General features: G+C 65.9%; 14 protein-coding genes and 1 riboswitch. Of the genes, 11 read left to right on the forward strand and 3 right to left on the reverse strand.

The genetic code is table 11. The annotated features are described in order from the left end of the window. Positions 1-91: 91 nt before the first annotated feature. The gene (gene thiC, locus GQB00_RS20680) at positions 92-1,972 is read right to left on the reverse strand and encodes a phosphomethylpyrimidine synthase ThiC (RefSeq protein ID WP_165857668.1); all 1,881 of its coding nucleotides are present in this window, start codon (positions 1,970-1,972) and stop codon (positions 92-94) included. A gap of 170 nt (positions 1,973-2,142) precedes the next feature. Beyond that, positions 2,143-2,245, reverse strand: a riboswitch (TPP riboswitch). A 198-nt stretch (positions 2,246-2,443) separates the two neighbouring features. On the opposite strand from thiC, the gene GQB00_RS20685 reads away from it, so the two are divergent. Beyond that, positions 2,444-3,826 carry a TolC family outer membrane protein gene (locus tag GQB00_RS20685; protein ID WP_165857669.1) on the forward strand — a complete coding sequence of 461 codons (1,383 nt, stop codon included), beginning with the start codon at positions 2,444-2,446 and terminating at the stop codon, positions 3,824-3,826. A gap of 31 nt (positions 3,827-3,857) precedes the next feature. Here the strand turns inward: GQB00_RS20685 and waaA are convergent, their stop codons facing one another. After that, positions 3,858-5,117 carry a lipid IV(A) 3-deoxy-D-manno-octulosonic acid transferase gene (gene waaA, locus GQB00_RS20690; RefSeq protein ID WP_165857670.1) on the reverse strand — a complete coding sequence of 420 codons (1,260 nt, stop codon included), beginning with the start codon at positions 5,115-5,117 and terminating at the stop codon, positions 3,858-3,860. 196 nt (positions 5,118-5,313) lie between these two features. Here waaA and lpxL point away from each other — a divergent pair, with 196 nt between their 5' ends. The 4 genes from lpxL to GQB00_RS20710 are packed head-to-tail and all read left to right on the forward strand — an operon-like array spanning position 5,314 to position 9,425. Continuing rightward, a complete protein-coding gene (gene lpxL / locus GQB00_RS20695) occupies positions 5,314-6,291 on the forward strand; it encodes an LpxL/LpxP family Kdo(2)-lipid IV(A) lauroyl/palmitoleoyl acyltransferase (RefSeq protein WP_228160716.1) in 978 nt (325 codons plus the stop codon). Continuing rightward, positions 6,288-7,220, forward strand: a complete 933-nt coding sequence (locus GQB00_RS20700; RefSeq protein WP_165857671.1) for an ELM1/GtrOC1 family putative glycosyltransferase — start codon at positions 6,288-6,290, stop codon at positions 7,218-7,220. The genes lpxL and GQB00_RS20700 overlap by 4 nt, the downstream gene beginning before the upstream one ends. A 16-nt stretch (positions 7,221-7,236) precedes the next feature. Then, positions 7,237-8,355, forward strand: coding sequence for a glycosyltransferase family 4 protein (locus GQB00_RS20705; RefSeq protein ID WP_165857672.1), 1,119 nt, complete (start codon positions 7,237-7,239; stop codon positions 8,353-8,355). Continuing rightward, the gene (locus GQB00_RS20710) at positions 8,352-9,425 is read left to right on the forward strand and encodes a glycosyltransferase (protein WP_165857673.1); all 1,074 of its coding nucleotides are present in this window, start codon (positions 8,352-8,354) and stop codon (positions 9,423-9,425) included. Before GQB00_RS20705 ends, GQB00_RS20710 begins: the two co-directional genes overlap by 4 nt. Here the strand turns inward: GQB00_RS20710 and GQB00_RS20715 are convergent. Next, on the reverse strand, positions 9,388-10,062 hold the full coding sequence (locus GQB00_RS20715; RefSeq protein ID WP_165857674.1) for an SGNH/GDSL hydrolase family protein: 675 nt from the start codon (positions 10,060-10,062) through the stop codon (positions 9,388-9,390). The two genes, GQB00_RS20710 and GQB00_RS20715, sit on opposite strands and share 38 nt — an antisense overlap. Before the next feature lie 72 nt (positions 10,063-10,134). Between GQB00_RS20715 and GQB00_RS20720 the strand changes: the two genes are divergently transcribed. From GQB00_RS20720 to GQB00_RS20745, 6 genes are all read left to right on the forward strand, one after another. After that, entirely contained in the window at positions 10,135-10,800 is a 666-nt protein-coding gene (locus GQB00_RS20720; RefSeq protein WP_165857675.1) for a YrbL family protein, read from the forward strand. A gap of 74 nt (positions 10,801-10,874) precedes the next feature. After that, entirely contained in the window at positions 10,875-11,780 is a 906-nt protein-coding gene (locus GQB00_RS20725; protein WP_165857676.1) for a lysophospholipid acyltransferase family protein, read from the forward strand. A 107-nt stretch (positions 11,781-11,887) separates the two neighbouring features. Then, a complete protein-coding gene (locus GQB00_RS20730) occupies positions 11,888-13,009 on the forward strand; it encodes a glycosyltransferase family 4 protein (protein ID WP_165857677.1) in 1,122 nt (373 codons plus the stop codon). 101 nt (positions 13,010-13,110) lie between these two features. Beyond that, the gene (locus tag GQB00_RS20735; RefSeq protein WP_111498251.1) at positions 13,111-13,950 is read left to right on the forward strand and encodes a glycosyltransferase family 2 protein; all 840 of its coding nucleotides are present in this window, start codon (positions 13,111-13,113) and stop codon (positions 13,948-13,950) included. Positions 13,951-13,969: 19 nt separating this feature from the next. Continuing rightward, the gene (locus GQB00_RS20740) at positions 13,970-15,124 is read left to right on the forward strand and encodes a glycosyltransferase (protein ID WP_165857678.1); all 1,155 of its coding nucleotides are present in this window, start codon (positions 13,970-13,972) and stop codon (positions 15,122-15,124) included. Further along, positions 15,121-16,041, forward strand: a complete 921-nt coding sequence (locus GQB00_RS20745; RefSeq protein WP_165857679.1) for a sulfotransferase — start codon at positions 15,121-15,123, stop codon at positions 16,039-16,041. Before GQB00_RS20740 ends, GQB00_RS20745 begins: the two co-directional genes overlap by 4 nt. Positions 16,042-16,074: the final 33 nt, after the last annotated feature.

Genomic DNA, 16,074 nt, shown 5'->3' on the forward strand with positions numbered 1-16,074 from the left:
TGCGGGAGTGAAGCAGAACAATAGAGGGCGCGAGGCCGATATTTCAAGCCCCGCCCCTGTCGACAGGTCAGGTCAGCGATGTCGCCCGGGGCTAGACCCGATCGTAAAGCCGGGCGCCGCCGTCCTTGAACTCGGAGGACTTCTCGCGCAGGCCGCGATCGATCGCGTCACGGGTTTCCAGCCCCTGCTCACTGGCGTAATCCCGAACTTCCTGGGTAATTTTCATGGAGCAGAACTTGGGCCCGCACATGGAACAGAAATGCGCCACCTTGGCCGAATCCTTGGGCAGGGTCTCGTCGTGGTAGGCGCGCGCGGTGTCCGGGTCCAGGCCCAGGTTGAACTGGTCTTCCCAACGGAACTCGAAGCGCGCCCGCGACAAAGCGTCGTCCCGCAGCTGGGCGCCGGGATGCCCCTTCGCCAGATCGGCGGCATGGGCCGCGATCTTGTAGGTGATGATCCCGGTCTTGACGTCGTCCTTGTTGGGCAGTCCCAGGTGCTCCTTGGGCGTGACGTAACAGAGCATCGCGCAGCCGTACCAGCCGATCATCGCCGCGCCGATGCCTGAAGTGATGTGGTCGTAGCCCGGCGCAATGTCGGTGACCAGCGGCCCGAGGGTGTAGAACGGCGCCTCGTCGCAGCAGTCCAGCTGCTTGTCCATGTTTTCCTTGACCAGGTGCATGGGCACGTGGCCCGGCCCCTCAATCATGCACTGGACATCATGCTTCCAGGCGATCTTGGTCAGCTCACCCAGGGTTTCCAGCTCGCCGAACTGGGCGGCGTCGTTGGCGTCGGCGATGCTGCCCGGGCGCAGGCCGTCGCCGAGGCTGAACGACACATCGTACGCCTTCATGATCTCGCAGATGTCCTCGAAGTGCTCGTAGAGGAAGCTTTCGCGGTGATGGGCCAGACACCACTTGGCCATGATCGAGCCACCGCGGGAGACGATGCCGGTGACGCGTTTGGCGGTCAGCGGCACGTGGTGCAAACGCACGCCGGCATGGATGGTGAAGTAATCCACGCCTTGCTCGGCCTGTTCGATCAGGGTGTCGCGGAAGATCTCCCAGGTCAGGTCCTCGGCCACACCGTTGACCTTTTCCAGGGCCTGATAGATGGGCACCGTGCCAATCGGTACCGGCGAGTTGCGGATGATCCACTCGCGGGTCTCATGGATGTTCTTGCCGGTGGACAGATCCATCACCGTGTCCGAGCCCCAGCGAATGCCCCAGGTCAGCTTCTCCACCTCTTCCTCGATGGACGAGCTGACCGCCGAGTTGCCGATATTGCCGTTGATCTTCACCAGGAAGTTACGGCCGATGATCATCGGCTCAACTTCCGGATGGTTGATGTTGGCCGGCAGGATGGCCCGGCCCCGGGCGATTTCCTCGCGCACGAACTCCGGCGTGATCTCACTGGGGATCGCCGCACCGTGAGACTGGCCGGGGTGCTGGTCGTCCAGCCAACCCTGCTCCCGCGCCTCCTGCAACTTCAGGTTCTCGCGGATGGCCACATACTCCATTTCCGGCGTAACGATGCCCTGGCGCGCGTAGTGGATCTGGCTGACGTTGCGACCCGCACGGGCCCGGCGCGGCTTGCGATGATCGTCGAACCGCAGGGTGTCCAGCGCCGGATCGCGCAGGCGGCGGCGGGTGTAGTCGGAGCTGTAACCGGGCAGCTCTTCGGTGTCGTCACGCTCGGCGATCCAGGCCGAACGCACCGGCGTCAGGCCCCGGCGCAGGTCGATGTCGGCGGCCGGGTCGGTGTAAGGGCCGGAGGTGTCATAAACCACCAGCGGGGCATTGGGCTGCGGCCCGTCCGATGTGGTGGTATCGCTCAGGCGAATCTCGCGCATGGGCACGCGCAGGTCCGGCCGGCTGCCGGTGACATAGATCTTGCGGGAACTGGGCAGCGGGTCCACCGCGGCCTGGTCGACCCGGGCGGCTTCGCTCAGGAACGTGGGCTTGGTACTCGTCATGGTAGCGTCCTCTTTCGTTGCCCGCCGGAGAAGCCGGCGGCGAACTGAAATCCATCGAGGCGGAATGCCCTTCTGGACGGAGCGCGTATGACGAGGTGGCGGTCTGGCCGATCCCGGCGCCCGAAACGGGCAGGACCGTTGAACAACTGCCACAACTGAGCCGCTACATAGAGAAGCGTGTCTGTGATTCCTACGCCGGTACTAACCGGATCAGGTTCTCGGGTTTTGCCTGAGGCAATCTCAGCCGGCACGCCGGCACCCCGTCAAGACGCAAACTGGATCATCGGAGGCATTCGATCGGGACGCGGAACCAAGCCGAGCGCCCCATATGTCTCCGGTGGTCATCCGGAGTGTAGAGATACGCTGTATTATTGTCCATAATGTCCAGCGCCGGGGCTCTTCCCCCATCTGGCCGACGCCCGGGTCGGCAGACAGGACGCTCACCAAAAAAATGTGCAGGCAGGAGAATTCATGAAGAAACCCTTGCTCACCGGCCTGGTAGGCTTGTTCGTCGCCCAGCCGTCGATGGCCCTCGACCTGATCGACGCCTACGAGAAAGCACTGGCCTACGATTCCGGCATCGCCTCGGCCCGAGCCACCTACGAGGCCCAGCAGGCCAACGTTGACGTCACCCGCAGTAACCTCCTGCCCCAACTGGACGCAGTCGGCACCGCCAGCCACACGGACACCGACGGGCCGGCCACGGACGAGTCGTACAAGAGCTACACCTACGGCCTGGAGCTGACCCAGCCGGTGTTCCGCCTGGACGCCTGGTTCAACCTGGACGCCAGCGAGTTCCAGAGCGAAAGCGCCCGGGCCGACTATAGCCTGGCCCAGCAACAGCTGATCCTGGATGTCGCCACCGCCTACTTCGACGTGCTGCGGGCGGAAGACAACCTGACCACGGTCAAGGCCGCCGAAGCCGCCTTCGAACGCCAGTACGACCAGGCCCAGGAACGTTTCGAGGTGGGCCTGATCGCCATCACCGAGGTGTACGAATCACGCGCCTCCTACGACGCCAGCAAGAGCGAGCGCATCGCCGCCGAAGGCGACCTGGACGTGGCGCGGGAACAGCTCAGCCGCCTGATCGGCGAGAACGCCGAAGACCTGCAGAACCTGGAACAGGACTTCCCTCTGTCGCGGCCACAGCCCATGGACCCGGCCGCCTGGGAAAACATCGCCCTGCAACAGAACTGGCGCATCCAGTCCGCCGCCTACCAGCTGCAGTCCAACCGCTCGCTGCTGGATGTGGCCAAAGCGGGCCACTACCCGACCCTGGACCTGAGTGCCAGTTACGGCAACACGGAATACGACGGCATCAACCAGCAGTCGCCGACTCAGGGTACCCAGGACGGGACCTACACCGAGGGCGTGATTGCGCTGAACCTGAATGTGCCCCTGTACGAGGGTAGCGGCACCGAAGCCAGCATCCGCCAGCAGCGGGCGCAGGTGGTGGCCGCCCAGGAGAGCCTGAACACCGTGCGGCGCGACGTCAGCGTCAACACTCGCAGCTTCTACCGCACGGTCAACACCAACATCGAGTCGGTGAACTCCCAGGCGCAGACGATCGTGTCCCGGCGCAGTGCCCTGGATGCGACCCGGGCCGGCTACGAGGTGGGCACCCGCAACATCGTGGAAGTGCTCGATGCCGAGCGGAACTACTACGAAGCCCTGCGGGACTACGCCAACGCCCGTTACGACTATGTGGTGAACACCCTGAACCTGAAGCTGACCGCCGGCACCCTGAGCCCGCAGGACCTGGTGGACCTTAACCGCTGGCTCAGCGCCTCCGCACCCGGCATCGAAGCGATTGCCGACGAGAGCAAGACCGTCGATCCTATGCAGGGTCAGTAGTCAGTAGGCGCACCCAACGGCATCCCCAGGTTCAGTCGAGCTTGGCGAGGATGCCGTTGACCACCTTCTCCAGAGCTCCCCGATTGGCGTCCACCACCGCCAGTGCATGGCGTCCCAGCGCCTCGCGCCGGGCCTCGTCTTGCAAACAGTCGGCCACCGCCGTGGCCAGCTCCCCACTGTCGCCAACCCGGACCAGCGCCTCGCCGCGCTCCAGGCGGTCGTAGATGTCGTCGAAGTTGAACACATGCGGTCCGGTCATCACTGGCATGCCCCAGGCCGCCGGCTCCAGCGGATTGTGCCCGCCCCGCTCGATCAGCGACCCGCCCACAAAGGCCACATCCGCAACGCCGTAGAGCAGCATCAACTCTCCCATGGAATCGCCCAGGTACACCTGGCAATCGTGGTTTACGGTACCGGATGAACGGCGCAGGAGATTGAATCCCTGCTGCCCGACCAGATCCGCCACATCGTCGAACCGCTCCGGATGGCGCGGCACCAGGATCAGCAAGGCATCGTCCATCCGCTCGCGAAGGCGGGCATGGGCCTCGAGAATCTGACGATCCTCGCCGTCGTGGGTACTGGCCGCGATCCAGACCGGCCGCTCCCGCCCCAGGGCTTCGCGCAGGGCCGCCGCCTGCTCGCGCAGGGCCTCGGTAACGCGCACGTCGAACTTGATGCTGCCGGTCACCGATACGCCATCCTCTTCGGCACCGATATCCACAAAACGGCGGGCATCACTGCTGGCCTGGGCGGCGATCCAGTTAATCTGCTGCAACAGGCGGCGGCTGGCATGGCCAAAGCGCTTGTAGCCCCGGGCGGAGCGTTCAGACATGCGCGCGTTGACGAGAAAGATCGGCGTCTGCGCCGTGGCGGTTTCATAGATCATGTTGGGCCACAGCTCGGTTTCCATGATCACCAGTGCCTCGGGCCGGGCACGCCTCAGGAAGCGGCGCACCGAACCGGGCGTATCGTAGGGGGAGTAGGCGTAACGCACCTTGTCCCCGAACAGTGCCTGCGCCCGCGCCCGACCGGTGGCCGTCATCGCGCTCATCAGCACGGTGACATCCGGGCGGCGCGCCAGCAGGGTTTTGATCAGCGGCGCCGCGGCGATGGTTTCCCCCACGGAGACCGCGTGCACCCAGATGACCGGACCCTCGACCGACGGAATCAGGCCGATCCGGTCCTGCCAGTGCTTCAGTGCGTCCGGGGACCGTCTGCCAAACCACCACAGGCGTATCAGCACAAACGGCAGGATCAGGCGAAAGGTCACGGAATAGACAAAACGAAGCATCGGAACTCCAGGCCGGAATCAGGATTGGCGGCGATTCTAACGAATCGTGCCGCACATTACGCCCCTCCACACCCCGTCTCCGGAGTGACAGCAACAGCATAGACCACCCGTGCGCCGCCGTTATCAAGACGTTACCCGGCTAAATGCCGGATTTGCTGATAAACTTTCGCCGATGACTGAATCGACCGGAGCCGATGTGAGTTCGACGAAAACCAGGAAACGCAAACGCGTCCGTGACACGGACCTGTCCCATTACCGGCATCCACGCTGGTGGCCCACCTGGCTGTCCATTGGGCTGATCTGGCTGCTGTCGCGCCTGCCCATGCGCCTGCAGTGGGCGATCGGCAAACTGATCGGCGAGCTGGCCTACCGCACCCTGTCCAGCCGCCGCCACATCACCCGCACCAACATCGACCTGTGCTTCCCCGAGCTGGGCGCCGCCGAGCGCGAGGCCCTGGTCCGCAAGTCGTTCCACTCCAACGGCATTGGTGTCATGGAAATCGGCCTGGCCTGGTTCCGCAACCCGGAAGACCTGCGCCCCATCACCCGCGTGCATGGCCTGGAACACGTCGATGCCGCCCTCGCCCGGGGCAAGGGCATCCTGCTGCTGGGCGGACATTACAGCACGCTGGACCTGGGTGGCAGCCTGGTGTGCATGTTCATCGAGGCGGACGTGATGCAGCGCGATCACAACAACCCGCTGATGAACGCCATCATGACCCGGGCCCGGGAACGGCGCTACGGCGTGGCCCTGGACAGCAAGGACCTGCGCGGCCTGTTCCGGCGCCTGAAGGCCAACCGCATCGTCTGGTACGCCACCGACCAGGACTACGGCCGCAAGGGCATCGTCTTCGCGCCCTTTTTCAATGTGCCGGCCGCCAGCATCACCGCCACCGCCCGCATCGTCGAACGCAGCGACTGCGCCGTGATCCCGTTCAGCCACTTCCGGAGCGAGGATGGCATCGGTTACGACATCTATTTCCACGCTCCGTTCGAGGAATTTCCCTCCGGGGATGACCTGGCCGATGCCACACGCATCAACCAGACCATCGAGCGTGAGATCCGCAGGCACCCGGACCAGTACCTGTGGATGCACCGCCGCTTCAAGACGCGGCCATCGCGGGACGATCCGGGGTTCTACCGCAAACGCAAAAAGCGCAAGAAGCGATCATGAGTGAACGCGCGCCGCCGATCGTCTGGTGCCTGCACGACGACCGCCCCGGTCACCAGAACCAGCTGCGGGGTCTGGCCAATCGGTTGCAGGCCCTGGCCGGCGCGCGCGTTTACTGGATCGACGCCAGCGCCATAAGAGTCAGCCGCTGGCGGGCCTGGCTGGGGCGGGCGCCGATCATGCCGGATCCGGAGCTGGAAAGTCCCGACTGGATCGTTGCCGCCGGCAGCGGCACCCATCGGCTGCTGCTGTCCCTGCGCCGACGGGCTCGCACCGTGGTGCTGATGCGCCCGGGTTTCCCGCGACGCTGGGTCGATTACGCCATCATCCCGGCCCACGACGAGCCGCAGGCCGACGACCGTACGCTGGTCACCATCGGCGCCCTCAACACCATGACGCCCATGGCACGACTGTCGCAGAAGCGTCACGGCCTGATGCTGATCGGCGGGCCGTCCAAACATTTCGCCTGGAATGCGGACCCGATACTGGACCAGGTGGACCGACTTCGCACAGGCTATCCTCAGTGGCACTGGACCGTCTCATCCAGCCGCCGTACACCGGAGGAGGTTATCGTGGCACTCAGGAGCCGAGCCGGAGCGCACTTCACCTTCAGGGATCATCGCGACACCCACAGCCTGTGGCTGAGCCATGCGCTGGCGGACAGCCGTGCCTGCTGGATCACGCCGGACAGCGTGTCCATGGTCTACGAATCCCTCACGGCCGGCATTCCCACCGGGGTGTTCGACCTCCCCCCCCGCGACAGCAGTCGCGTGGCGCACGGCGTGACGCAATTACTGGACGAGCATCGCGTTGCGCCCTTTACGCGGGCCCCGTCCATCATGACCGAGGGCGCAGCGCAGCCTGAGCCCCTCTGGGAGGCCGACCGCGCCGCACGCTGGCTGTTGTCGCAAGCGGACGGAGCCCGACCATGATGCTGGGAGGCGGGACATGAGGATCCTCCAGGTTCTGCCGGCCCTGACCAGCGGCGGCGTCGAACGTGGCACCGTGGAACTGGCCAGCGAGCTGGTCAAGCGCGGCCACGAGTCCTACGTGCTGTCGTCCGGCGGGCCCATGGTGCAGGCGCTCGAAGCGCGCGGTTCGCATCACATCACCCGCCCGGTGCACCGCAAGTCGCTGGCGTCGCTGAAGCAGGTGCGACCGGTGCGCCGTCTGATCCGGGAACTGCAGCCGGACGTCATTCACGTGCGCTCGCGCCTGCCGGCGTGGATTGTCTACCTGGCCTGGAAAAAGCTGCCTCCGGAGCAGCGTCCGGCCCTGGTCAGCACCTTCCACGGCATGTACTCGGTGAACCGCTACAGCGCCATCATGAGCAAGGCTGAGCACCTGATCGCCGTGTCCGACTGCGTGCGCCAGTACATTCTGGACAGCTACCCGGTCAAGCCCGACGACGTCACCGTGATCCAACGCGGCGTGGATACCCGGACCTTCCGCGAGGCCCCGCTGGCCCCGGAATGGCGTCGCGCGTTGCTGGCGGATTACCCACAGCTGGATGACCGCCGGATCCTGCTCATGCCCGGTCGGCTGTCCCGCTGGAAAGGCCAGCTCACGTTCCTCGACATCGTCGCCCGCCTGGTGCGCGACGACGACCGTATCCACGGCGTTATCGCCGGCGGACTGGAAGGCGGCAAGGTGCACTTCATGCGGGAACTGGAACAGCGCGTGCGCGACCTGAAGCTGGAACAGCACGTCACCTTCCTGGGGCAGCGCAGCGACATGCACGAGCTCTACCTGTTTGCCGACCTGGTGTGCCACCTGTCCACCAAGCCCGAACCCTTCGGCCGCACCCTGACCGAAGCCCTGGCCTCCGGCACGCCGGTAGTCGCCTACGAGCGCGGGGGAGCCGCCGAGACCCTGCAGGCCTGTTTTCCCGACGGCCTGGTGCCGCCGGACGACACCACCGCCTTCGTGCACAAGATCCAGGCACTGCTGGGCAAAACGGAGCCGGCCATCCAGATCCCCGAGCGCTTCCGCCTGGAAGCCCAGACCGAGGCGACCCTGGTGGTCTATCGCCAGCTGCTGGCCAGACACGGGAAGTCGGCCGCGTGACGGGCCCGACGCGGCGGATCGCTCTCATACTCGCCACCCCCGGAACCACCTGGGGCGGCATGGAGAAACACACCCTGGAACTGGCGCGGGGCCTGGCCCAGGCGGGGCACGAGATCCATATCCTGGCGGCACCGGACTATTCCGAACGCTTCCAGGAGATGGCCCACGTCCACCCGATCCCGGTCCATTTCAGCCGCCGCCACCCGTGGCTGGGCCTGCGTATCCGGCGCCTGCTGCGGCGCATTCGCCCGGACATTGTTCACGCCCAGGGCAACAAGGCCGCGCAACTGCTGGGCAACGTCAAGCGCCGTCGCGATGCGGCCCAGTGTACTTACGTCGGCACGCTGCACGGCACCAAATCCTCCCATCGCGCCTTCGCCAAGATGGACGGCGTCATCGCCGTCAGCGACGAGCTCGCCGCCCGCCTCGACCATCCCAACGCCACCGTGATCTACAACGGCGCAGCGCCAGCCGGCCCCGACGCCCGCACCACCTGGCCGATTCCGGCACGACACCCGCTGACCGTTGCCGCCGGGCGCCTGGAACCGGTGAAGGGCTTCCACTCGTTGATCGACGCCTGGGCCCGGCTGCCGGACGACGCCGGCCAGTTGGTCATCCTCGGGGATGGCGGTCAGCGCGAGGCCCTGGCCCGGCAGATTGAAGACACCGGCCAGCAAGCCCGCATCGCCCTGCCCGGTTACGAGGCCAACATCGCCCCCTGGCTGGCCCGGGCCGACGCCTGCATCATCAGCTCCGAGCGCGAGGGGTTTCCCTACATTCTGATCGAAGCGCTGCTGCAGGGCTGCCCGGTGCTGTCGACGCCGGTCAGCGGCGTGGGTGCTTTCCTGCCGGAGTCGGCACTGGCGGCGGGACACGACGCCGAGGCGCTCGCCACGCTGCTGCGCCGCGCGCTGGCCGATCCGGACGCGCTACGAGACCAGCAACAAGAAGCCTTCGCCAAGGCCGAACGCGAGTTGACGCTGGATGGCATGGTGCAGCGTACCCTGGCCTTCTACGAACGCCTCAAGGCCCTCACGCCGCCTGCTGGCGCTGACGCAGAGCGCGGATAACCCGGTCCGCCAGCAAGCGGTGGCCGGCTTCGGTGAGGTGGGTGCCGTCCGCCATAAGGGTCCGGTCCCGCTGCGCCCAGATCGCTTCGTAGGCATCGGCATAGACGGCGTTGTCCAGTTCCCGCGCCAGGGTTTCAAGCGCCGCGTTATAGCGCCGGATGTGCGGATTGCGCGACTCATCGCGATTGGGCGCCGTGGCCACAAGCACGAACAGGGTGTCTGGCGCGGACGTCACCACCTGACGGATATGCGCCAGGTACTCGGGCAGGGGTACCTGCTCCACCGATCCCAGCCGCTCGTGCAACCGGAAACGTCGAGCCCGTTTCTTGATCTTCTTGACCCATTTGCGCAGGAACCTGCGCCAGGGGTTGTCCGGGTAGTAAAGCACGTAGGGCGCGCCGCGGAAGGTCAGCCAGGCGTCCACCAGGCCGTACTGGATCAGCGCCAGCGAATAGTTCGCCGGCGGAAAGAACTCAGCGTAGCGACGCAGCTCCCGGGTGGTGCTCATCGTGTGGCCGCAGTTGGTCAGGCGGAGCCCCCATGCATCCGCCACCAGCCCGGCCCAGAGCGCGCCGGCATAGCCGTCGACACCTTCGGTGTTGCAGTCGCCGTAGGCCACGCAGCCAGCGCCTGACATCGGATCAACTCCCGGGCCCGAAGGCCTCTGCCATCATGGTACATTGGCGGCACACTGACTGGATGCGCCCGAATGATTGACCTGAGCCAGCTCGCCCCTTTCGCCGCGGGCTTCAACCGATACTGCTACGTCCACCCGGACGACCCGCGACGCTGCCTGAAGGTCTTGCGCCCGGAAAACATCGACGCCCGCTACGCCCGGCAAGCCTGGTACAAGAAGCTGCTGGGCAAGCAACGCATCAATGATAATAGACAGGAATGGCTGGCCTACCAGCAACCCGCCCTGAAGCACGCCGGAGACGAAGCCTGGCGCCATCTGCCGAAACTGTACCCGAGCGTGGTCACCTCCCTGGGCGAGGCCAACGTCAGCGACCTGATTCTCGAGGCAGACGGCCGCCCCGGCCAGACCCTGGAGCAGTATCTCAAGGAGCGGGGACAGACCGCCGCCATCGACGGCGCCGTGGCCCGCTTCTGCGACTGGCTGCGCGAGACCGGCGTGCTGACCCGTAACCTGCTGCCTCACAACCTGGTCGTGGTCACCCGCGACGACCAGCCGGAGCTGTTCCTGGTGGACGGCCTGGGCGCGCCGTCGGTCCCCAACGCGCTGGCGCGACTCCCCGCCTACCGGGACCGCTACATCGACCGCAAGATCACCCGCTTCCACCAGCGCATTGCCTGGGAGGCCGGCGGTCGATCCGGCTCCTGGGAGGACGCTTCGCGCATCCGCCGCTCACCGTGAGCCGGATACTGGCACTCAACGCACGGATCATGTAGTTTCCAGCCCTGTCCGTACCCACCCAGGAAGCAAGGCACATGGCCCTGTCGAAAATCTCGATCCTGACCACATTGCTCAAGCTCGCCGGCAAGCTGCCGTTGCGTGTCGCCCAGGCTCTGGGCACCGGCCTGGGCCTGCTGGGCTGGTGGTGCCGCAGCGAATCCCGGCGGGTGACGGAGATCAACCTGGGCATTGGCTTCCCGGACATGCCCGAAGATCAACGCCGTGACCTGGCCCGGGCCAGCATGAAGCAGACCGGACGCACCTTCATGGAAATCCCGCTGATGTGGGAATGGCCGGTGGAACGCTGCCTGGACCTGATTAAAGAGATTGACGGCGAAGAGCTGCTCAGTCGCCGTGACCCGAACCAGGGCCTGATTCTGCTGGCGCCGCACCTGGGCAACTGGGAGCTGGCCGGGCTCTATTTCTCCTCGCGCTACAAGATGGCCGCGCTGTACAGCCCGCCTCACATGCCGGAGTTCGAGGACTACATGATCCGCGTGCGCGGCCGGCTGGGCTCGGAGCTGGTACGCGGCGACCGCCGCGGGCTGGCGCGCCTGATCACCCTGCTGCGCGAAGGCGGCGTGGCCGGCATCCTCCCGGACCAGAGCCCGCGCGGCAAAGGCAATGCCTACGCGCCCTTCTTCGGTATGGATGTGCGCACCATGACCCTGGCCGCCAAGCTGCTGCAGAAATCCGGCGCCGCCGTGCTGATCACCTACGCCGAGCGGCTGCCGGATGCGGCGGGCTACAGGATCGTGATCCGCGAATGCGAACCGGGTATGGCGGAGAACGACCCGGTCATCGCGGCAACCGCCCTGAACGCCTCGGTGGAACGCTGCGTACGGCGTATCCCGGACCAGTACCAGTGGGAATACAAACGCTTCCGCCATCGCCCCACCGGGCTGCCGAACCCGTACCATCCGGGCAAGCTCTGCAAGTAATTCGCCCCGCCAATCGATCGCTTCGCAAAACAATCGTCATGCGACCTTAACCGCCGCGTCACACGGTTCGGCCAGAGTCGGGTCAAATCCCCGATCGAGCGGCCCGCATGCGCATTCTCATCTGCAAACCCCACCTGGACCAGTCCGAGCTGGCCCTGGCACTCAGTCTCCATGACCGGGGGCTGTGCGTGCGGGTACTGGCGGCGCGGACCACTCAGGGACGAGAGGAACTGGAGCGCCGCGGGCTGTTCGAGGAAATGGCGGCCATCAAGGGCAAACTGCGCCCCGCCCTGATTCGCCAGATGCGCCGCGTTATCCGCGAGGACCGCATCTCCCTGATCTACGCCATCGATTCGTCGTCGCTGGCCAATGCGCTCTGGGCCACACTGTTCAGCGGCGTGCACGTGGTGGGCTATCGGGGCACCCTGTCGCGCATCCGCCAACTCGACCCCACCTTCTGGCTGGGTATTCTCAACCCGCGGGTGGCCCGTATTTTCTGCGTCAGCAGCAGTGTCTACGACTACATGAGCCGCTTCGTGCCGCGTCGCAAACTGGTGCTCAACCCCAAGGGTTTCGACCCGGCCTGGCTGCCCGAGGCGTCCGCACCCAGCCATCCAATCCTGGCTAACCTGCCCGAAGACACCTGCGTCTGCATGTTCATCGGCAACACCGCCGGGCGCCCCTACAAGGGGCTGCAATCGCTGATTGAAGGCTTCCACCGCGCCAATCTGCCCGGGGCCCACCTGGTCGTCCTCGGGGATCATGACCCGCAAGCCCCAGAGTGGGTCGCCCAGGGCCCGGCGGCCGGCGCCATCACCCTGGCCGGCCGTCAGCACGAAGCCGCCCAATGGCTGCACCGGGCCGATATCTACATCCAGCCGTCGCTGCGGGAAGGTCTGCCCCGGGCCATCAAGGAAGCCATGGCCGTGGCGGTGCCGGTCATCGCCACCGACATCCCGGGCAACCGCGACCTGATCAGCGATCAACGTTGCGGCGCCTTGATCCCGCCCGCCGATCCGGACGCCCTGGCCCGCACCCTGCAGACCCTGCATGGCGATTCCGTCCAACGCCGGCGCCTGGGGCTGGAAGGGCAACGCCAACTGGCCCGTCTGTTCTCCCACGAACGCACCGTCGAGCGCACCCTGGAAGCCTGCCAGCCTCTGCACCAGGCCGGTCGGCCCGGCGCCGCGCGTCTGGCACGCTCCAGTCGGCGTCGGCACCCTGCCTGAAACGCTCGGCAAACGCCCCTTTCCCCGTAAAATCTGTATAATCTGGCCCATTCCGGGCCGTCCCGGAGTCCACCGTATTACCCACGAATTTGGTCGATTCCATGTCCCCGACACACATTGGCGTTGTTATCACCACCTACAATTCCCCAGTCTGGCTGCGCAAGGTCCTGATTGGCTATGAGGCCCAGACCGATCCGGATTTCCGGGTTATCGTTGCCGACGACGGCTCCACCGACGACACCCGGGCGCTGATCGACGAGTTCAAGGCTGCGGGCAGGCTGACCATCGACCACGTGTGGCACGAGGACGACGGCTTCCGTAAATGCCAGATCCTCAACAAGGCCATCGCCGAGACCGAGTGCGATTACCTGATCTTCACCGACGGCGACTGCATCCCACAGCCGCACTTCATCGCCACCCACCGGGCCCTGGCCGAGCCGGGCTATTTCCTGTCCGGGGGCTACATCAAGCTCACCATGCCGGTCAGCGAGACCATCGACGAGGCCGCCATCCGCTCCGGCGCCATCTTCGATCCCGAGTGGCTGGTCGCCCATGGCCAGCCCCGGACCCACAAGCTGTGGAAGCTGACCCCCAGCGAATTCAAGCGCAGCCTGCTCAACGCCATCACGCCGGCGGCCGCCAGCTGGAATGGCATGAACAGCTCCACCTGGACCCGCGACCTGATCGCCGTCAACGGCTTCAACGAAGACATGCAGTACGGCGGCCTCGACCGGGAGCTGGGCGAGCGCCTCTGGAACTACGGCCACAAGTCGAAGCAGATCCGCTACAGCACCGTATGCCTGCACCTGGATCACGCCCGGGGTTACTCCAAACCGGACATCTGGGCCCGCAACAAGGCCATCCGCAAGGCGGTGAAAGAGCAACGCACCTTCTGGGCCGCCAACGGCATCCGCAAGGACGGCGCGCCCGCGCAGAACTGATCCAGGGACAGGACATCCGATGAGAACACTCGTCATCGTTCACAGCCTGAAGATGGGCGGCATGGAACGGGTCGCCGTCAACCTGGCCGACGCCTTTGCCGAGGAAGGTCATGAAAGCCACCTGATGGCCTGCCGCAACCGCCCCAATGACCTGCAGCCCGCCCAGCCGGGAGTGATCCTGCATCATTTCGACCAGTTACAGGCGCTGCTCAAGTCGGTGATCGGCATTCCCGTGTTCCTGCTGTCGCGGCTGCTGCTGGGCGTGCTGCTGCCCAAATCCCATTTCCTGTGGGTGGGCTGGCTGCTGGGCTGGCTGCTGAAGGGCAGGATCCGTCGCATCGAAAAACGCTACGGACGCTTCGACCGCATCATTTTCCGCGGCCTGGGCACCTATAAGTACTTCTGGTCCTTCCGCGACGATCGCAACATCTACGTGCTGGAAAACGTGATCCACCACGACCGGCCCGCCTGGCAGAAACGCCTGGAATGGAAACGGGTGTTCGATCGCCGCCACCTGGTGTGCGTCTCCTCCGGCGTGCAGGCTTCCGCCGAGGACGCCTTCGCCCAGGGCCGGATCCGGCCGCTGTCCCTGCGTGTGGTTACCAACCCCTGCCCGACCGGCGCGATCCGCAAGCTGGCCCGGCAGGAGGACCCGGACCTGCCACAGCGCCCCTACATTCTGAACGTGGCGCGGCTGGTCCCGCAGAAAGGCCAGGACCTGCTGCTGGACGCCTATGCCCTGGCCCAGCCAGAGCAGGATCTGGTGATTGTCGGCGAGGGCGAGCGCCAATCGGCGCTGGAAACCCGGGCGCAGGAGCTGGGTATTGCCGACCGGGTGTTCTTTGCCGGCAAACGCGCCAACCCCTACCCCTGGATGCGTCAGGCCGACCTGTTCGTGCTGGCTTCGGAATACGAGGGGTTGGGCATCGTGCTGACCGAAGCCCTGGCCTGTGGCACGCCGATCCTGTCGGTGGAAAGCCGCGGCGGCGTGACCGACGTGTTCCGGGGCGATTTAGCGCAATACCTGACGCCGCGCACGCCGCGCGGGCTGGCCGAGGGCATGACCCGGGCGCTGGCGCAACTGCCCATCGAGGTCAAGCCGGAGTGGCTGGCGCCGTTTAACAGCGATACGGTCGTCGCCCAGTTCCTGGGGCAGGACCGGGGCCCGGCATGACGGCAAACGCGAGTCCCGCCAACATTCTGGTGGCCGGCATCTACTGGTCCGGCTCCGGCGCGGTGGTGGACTACCTCAAGGGCCACCCGGACTGCGTCGCCTTCCGCGGCGAATTCACCGATTTCAAACGTCACGGCCGCATCGCCAGCATGCTGTCGGCACCCGATCGAGCCAGCGCGCGGCGTATGGCCCGACTGCTGTGGATCGAAACGGTGTTCGGCCGCCTGCCCCAGGCCTACCTGAAACAGTGGCGGGGTGCCGACACCGGCAAACTGCCGCTGAAGAATCAGGTTCACCACAACCGCCTGAAGCGCGACTACATCAACCGCTACCGGCGCCATCTGGCGCGGGGCGGCGACCACCGCGACCCGGCGATCTGGAACGACTGGATGCACGCCCTGGGCACTGCCTACGCGCCCGGCAAGCGAGCCGTGGTCTGGGACCAGCCAGTCTGGGTCGGCGAGCACGCCGATATCTGGCCGCAGGTGTTTGCGCCAGTCAGGCTGATAGTGGTGCACCGTGATCTGCAGGACCAGTTCGCCGAGGTGGTGCGCCAGGGCAAGCTGGGCAAGCGCAAATCCGACCCGGCCTTCCAGGGCGACATGAGTGATCCCGTGGCCTACGTGCTGGACGGCATCCAGCGCAAGCTGGAAAGCCTGCTGGCGCTGCGCGAACAGCTGGGCGAATCACTGGTGCTGCCAGTGTCTTTCGAATCCTTCGTGCAGCGCCACGAGCGCGAGGCCGAGCGCATTGGCCGCTTCCTCGGGCTGAACAATGCCCAGCGCGAGGGCGCCCCCTTCGATCCGTCGAAGTCCGTGCGCAACATCGGCATCGGCCGGACCGAAGAGATCCAGTCCCTGCTGGCGCCGCACCGGGAGCGGCTGGCCGTCATGCAGGCCCTGCGCGACCGCCTCTAGCCCGACCTTCCTTCGGGATGGGACACCCCCATC

This window comes from Marinobacter sp. JSM 1782161, from assembly GCF_011421605.1.
In the GTDB taxonomy this organism is placed as follows: Bacteria; Pseudomonadota; Gammaproteobacteria; order Pseudomonadales; family Oleiphilaceae; genus Marinobacter_A; species Marinobacter_A bohaiensis.

Excerpts from the sequence above, each read along its gene's own strand:
- thiC (WP_165857668.1), bottom strand. The coding sequence starts at position 1,972 with ATGACGAGTACCAAGCCCACGTTCCTGAGCGAAGCCGCCCGGGTCGAC.
- GQB00_RS20685 (WP_165857669.1), top strand. The coding sequence starts at position 2,444 with ATGAAGAAACCCTTGCTCACCGGCCTGGTAGGCTTGTTCGTCGCCCAG.
- waaA (WP_165857670.1), bottom strand. The coding sequence starts at position 5,117 with ATGCTTCGTTTTGTCTATTCCGTGACCTTTCGCCTGATCCTGCCGTTT.
- GQB00_RS20700 (WP_165857671.1), top strand. The coding sequence starts at position 6,288 with ATGAGTGAACGCGCGCCGCCGATCGTCTGGTGCCTGCACGACGACCGC.
- GQB00_RS20705 (WP_165857672.1), top strand. The coding sequence starts at position 7,237 with ATGAGGATCCTCCAGGTTCTGCCGGCCCTGACCAGCGGCGGCGTCGAA.
- GQB00_RS20715 (WP_165857674.1), bottom strand. The coding sequence starts at position 10,062 with ATGTCAGGCGCTGGCTGCGTGGCCTACGGCGACTGCAACACCGAAGGT.
- GQB00_RS20720 (WP_165857675.1), top strand. The coding sequence starts at position 10,135 with ATGATTGACCTGAGCCAGCTCGCCCCTTTCGCCGCGGGCTTCAACCGA.
- GQB00_RS20725 (WP_165857676.1), top strand. The coding sequence starts at position 10,875 with ATGGCCCTGTCGAAAATCTCGATCCTGACCACATTGCTCAAGCTCGCC.
- GQB00_RS20730 (WP_165857677.1), top strand. The coding sequence starts at position 11,888 with ATGCGCATTCTCATCTGCAAACCCCACCTGGACCAGTCCGAGCTGGCC.
- GQB00_RS20735 (WP_111498251.1), top strand. The coding sequence starts at position 13,111 with ATGTCCCCGACACACATTGGCGTTGTTATCACCACCTACAATTCCCCA.
- GQB00_RS20740 (WP_165857678.1), top strand. The coding sequence starts at position 13,970 with ATGAGAACACTCGTCATCGTTCACAGCCTGAAGATGGGCGGCATGGAA.
- GQB00_RS20745 (WP_165857679.1), top strand. The coding sequence starts at position 15,121 with ATGACGGCAAACGCGAGTCCCGCCAACATTCTGGTGGCCGGCATCTAC.